At 47.3% G+C, this 4,471-nt stretch carries 2 protein-coding genes and 1 pseudogene; all 3 read left to right on the plus strand.

What is annotated here, in order from left to right; translation table 11 throughout:
• Positions 1 to 2,482, plus strand: a pseudogene (locus DW173_RS23385) (helicase-related protein); the annotation flags it as partial.
• Positions 2,483 to 2,633: 151 nt separating this feature from the next.
• The gene (locus DW173_RS23390) at positions 2,634 to 3,116 is read left to right on the plus strand and encodes a LytR/AlgR family response regulator transcription factor (RefSeq protein ID WP_120145329.1); all 483 of its coding nucleotides are present in this window, start codon (positions 2,634 to 2,636) and stop codon (positions 3,114 to 3,116) included.
• Between the two features lie 115 nt (positions 3,117 to 3,231).
• Entirely contained in the window at positions 3,232 to 4,377 is a 1,146-nt protein-coding gene (locus DW173_RS23395; protein ID WP_118290798.1) for a helix-turn-helix domain-containing protein, read from the plus strand.
• The last annotated feature ends 94 nt before the right edge of the window (positions 4,378 to 4,471 follow it).

Genomic DNA, 4,471 nt, shown 5'->3' on the forward strand with positions numbered 1-4,471 from the left:
ATTGAAACCTACCGTCCGAAAGGACGGCAAGGCGCGATGTGCTTAGCCTGTGGGACGGGTAAAACGCTGATTATGAGCCTTGCGGCACAGGAAATGAAACGGTTGGGATTGGCGCACAAGCCGATGATTATCGGGCTGAAAGCCAATGTAGCGGAGATAGCCGAGTGCTACCGCACGGCGTATCCGAACGCAAAAATCCTCTATGCGACGGAAAAGGACTTTTCACCCCAGAACCGGGTGAAGTTCTTTAACAATATCAAAAATAATGATTGGGATTGTGTCATCATGTCGCACGACCAGTTCGGGAAGATACCCCAACCGACCGACGTGCAGCAGGAGATTCTGCAAAAGGAGCTGGATTCGGTGGAAGAGAATCTGGAAGTTTTGCGGGCACAGGGCAAGGAGGTATCGAGAGGGATGCTCAAAGGATTGGAGAAGCGTAAAATCAACTTGCTTGCCAAGCTGGAAAAGGTGGAACATGCCATCAAATCCCGCACGGACGACGTGGTGGATTTCAAGCAGATGGGCATCGACCACCTGTTCATAGACGAGAGCCATCAGTTCAAAAATCTTACCTTCAATACCCGCCACGACCGGGTGGCGGGGCTGGGAAACAGTGAGGGAAGCCAAAAGGCACTCAATATGCTGTTTGCCCTGCGTACCATTCAGGAACGCACGGGGAAGGATTTGGGGGCTACGTTCCTTTCGGGCACGACTATCAGCAATTCGCTCACAGAACTGTACCTGCTGTTCAAATATCTTCGTCCGAAAGAGTTGGAACGGCAGAACATCAACTGTTTCGACGCGTGGGCGGCAATCTTTGCCAAGAAAACCACGGACTTCGAGTTTTCCGTTACCAATCAAGTGGTGCTGAAAGAACGGTTCCGTTACTTCATCAAAGTACCGGAACTGGCGGCTTTCTACAATGAGATTACCGACTACCGCACGGCGGCGGATGTGGGTGTGGACAGACCGGAGAAAAACGAGATACTGCATAACATCCCGCCTACACCCGTACAGGAGGAGTTCATCAAAAAACTGATGGAGTTCGCGCAAACGGGTGATGCGACGGTATTGGGACGGTTGCCCTTGTCGGAAACGGAGGAAAAGGCGAAGATGCTGATAGCCACCGATTACGCCCGTAAGATGGCACTCGATATGCGCATGATTGATTCGGACAAGTACGACGATCACCCGGACAACAAGGCGAGCCACTGCGCCGCCAAGATTGCGGAATACTACAAAAAGTATGACGCGCAGAAAGGCACACAGTTCGTATTCTCGGATTTGGGGACGTATCAGCCGGGAAAATGGAGCGTGTACAGCGAAATTAAACGCAAGCTGATTGAGGACTACGGTATTCCGGCAAACGAGATACGTTTCATTCAGGAGTGCAAGAATGAAAAGTCACGCAAGGCGGTGATAGACGCCATGAACGAGGGGAAGGTAAGGGTGCTTTTCGGCTCGACGAGTATGCTCGGAACGGGCGTGAACGCGCAGAAACGGGCGGTTGCGCTTCATCATCTGGATACACCGTGGCGACCGTCCGACCTCTCCCAACGGGATGGGCGGGCGGTGAGAAAGGGCAACGAGATTGCCAAGTTTTTTGCCGACAACAAGGTGGACGTGATTATCTATGCGGTTGAAAAATCGCTGGACAGTTATAAGTTCAACCTGTTGCACTGCAAGCAGACCTTTATTTCCCAGCTTAAAAGCGGGGCGATGGGCGCACGTACCATCGACGAGGGCAGCATGGACGAGAAATCGGGCATGAACTTCTCGGAGTACATGGCTATCCTTTCCGGCAATACCGACCTGTTGGACAAGGCTCGTCTGGAAAAGAAAGTCGCCGCATTGGAGAGCGAGCGCAAGAGCTTCTACAAGGACAAAAGCGGCTCGACGTGGAAATTGGAGTCGCATACCAAGAAATTGGATGAGAACAACGAACACATTGCCAAGCTGACGGCGGACTACGAAACCTTCACCTCACGGGCGCAGACCGACGAGGATGGGTATTACCGCAATCCGGTACGGCTGGACGGTCTAGCGGCTACCGATGCGAAAAGCGTCGGGACACGGCTACAGGAGATTGCCAAGAACGCCACGACGGGAGGTGAATACCTGCCTATCGGTGAGTTGTACGGTTTCCCTATCCTTGTAAAAACGGAAAGCTCCGTCCGTGAGGGTGTGGAGGTGAAACAGAACCGCTTCTTTATCGAGGGGGCGTACAAGTACACCTACAATAACGGGCAGTTGGCAATGTCCGACCACAAGGCGGCAGCAACGAATTTCCTCAATGCGCTTGACCGCATTCCGAAACTGATGGAGCAGTACAGGACGGAGAACGAAAAGTTGGAGAAGGATTTGCCCACGCTGCGGGAAGTAGCCGGCGGTACGTGGAAGAAGGAAGAGGAACTCAAGCAACTCAAATCCGAAGTGGCAACGTTGGAGAGGAAGATACAACTGAGCCTTGCTCCGTCCCGGCAGACTGACAGCGGGGATATGGAACAAACGCAGGATATAAAGGCGGTGTTGCCGGAGAATGGCGGCAAGAAGCCGTCCACGGACGACCGTGTCGTCATTGTCCGTCCAAAACCGCTTGTTCCGGAAACCTCAAAAGGGATAAAATTGTAATGATGCTAAAACGGTGGGATGAAATTCATCCCACCGTTGCTGAAAATAGCCGGACTCACTTAAAATTCATTCTGTTTATCCGTAGTAGTGGTACATTTCACATCATCGTGAACCAATCCTGCACTATACCAAGCATTTACAGGAAGATTTTGTTTTGTGAAATCAAGTGGATAGAAGCCTCCCGGAGCTATTGCTATATTCATACCACCAAACAGAATAAGCTGATAGCGACCTGCCCGATGGCGGAAGTAAAAAAGAAACTCCCGCCTGATTTATTTATCCAGATACACCGTTCCTACATTATCAACAAGAAATGCGTCAATAAATTTGTGGGCAATGCGGTTTACATTGACGAGGAATCATTTCCGGTGAGCCGTAAATTCAAGCCAATGGTTTTAGACCAATTCCTTTTTCTGGAAAACCCGAAAGACAAACCGGAAAATGATTTTCAAAAAGATACCGAAGAAGAACGGACAGATTAATTTGCAAGAAAGCGGTATCTTTCTTCGACTTTGAAGAAAAATCTATGTATTTTTGCAAAAAATAGATTAAATAACAAACGCATAAACAGGCAGTTATGTATTATTTGAAAAGTTTATGGATATAGAAACAGGACTATTAAATGCAATGCTTCATTTTGCTGTATGTGCATTTTTATTAAGTGCCACATTATTATGTATTCGCCGACACCCTAATAATAAATCGAGAGTGTACTTGGCTATTGCTTTCTTTGTAACGGTTATTTCATTTGGTCTGCGCGTGTTTGTCGGTTATGCAGGCAGGCCGCTTACCTATCATGTCTTGCCGATAGCCAATCTCTACGGAGGGCTTATTGCATTGATGATTTACTACCTCTACCCGATAGAAGTCATTCGTCCGGGCTGGCTTAATTTCAAGAGGGGGATATTGTTTTTTGCTCCCTGGTTGCTGCTTAGTTTGTTTTTGGCTTGCGTCCATCTCCATTTCAGGGAATTGACATCCTTTGGCGACATGATAGGGCATATCGGTGAATTTAACGTGTGGTTCCGCTTACTGATTATCGTGACAGGCATTATTCCTTATAGTATTATGCTCTTTTACATTCCTTACAACTATAAAACGAGTAGTGCCGATTGCCGGTGGATTTCTACTTATACGGTCGCTATTCAGGGAGTTGGTATATTTTATACTTTATTCATGCTTACCGGTTCTATGACTGTGAGCATTATCCATGTGACTTATTGTATCCTGTTTTGCCTATTCATCACCTATCAGGAACTATTTCTACGGATAAACGTGCCTGTTACTCCCCGAGAAATCCCGGTTGAATCCACTGTATCATCTGATATACCTGTACCATTAGAGACACTTGATACACCGGATGAAAATATAACCCCGGAGAAGAATAAAGAAAACCCTTTGTGGCTACAACTCAATGAACTGATAGATAGAGAACAACTCTGGAGAAACCCTGATACGAATATAACCAAATTGGCTGTTCTTTTGGATACAAACCGCAACAAGCTCACCCGGATCATCCAGGAGAAAGGCTACGATGGTTACAAGGAGTTTATCAATCGTCGCCGGATTGATGAATTTTTGAAAATTGCAGACAGTGATAAATACGTAAACGTATTAGACACTTTCTTTAAAGTAGGCTTCCGTTCTAAGGCAACAGCACTCCGTAACTTCAAAGAATATACTGGAATGCTCCCGAGTGAATATTTACAGATAAAGCTCAAAAAAAAGACAAAAACGCCTTAATAATGCGTTTTGATACCTTCCGTGCGTTTTGACACCTAAATAACCTCAAATCCGCAACTAAGCTCTTCAGCGTCCTTCTTGCGTCTAAACGTCC

Origin of the sequence: Bacteroides sp. AM16-13 (assembly GCF_003602705.1) — a bacterium.
In the GTDB taxonomy this organism is placed as follows: Bacteria; Bacteroidota; Bacteroidia; order Bacteroidales; family Bacteroidaceae; genus Bacteroides; species Bacteroides xylanisolvens.

What these genes read in the sequence shown, in the direction of transcription:
- DW173_RS23390 (WP_120145329.1), top strand. Translation starts at nt 2,634, where the DNA reads ATGATGCTAAAACGGTGGGATGAAATTCATCCCACCGTTGCTGAAAAT.
- DW173_RS23395 (WP_118290798.1), top strand. Translation starts at nt 3,232, where the DNA reads ATGGATATAGAAACAGGACTATTAAATGCAATGCTTCATTTTGCTGTA.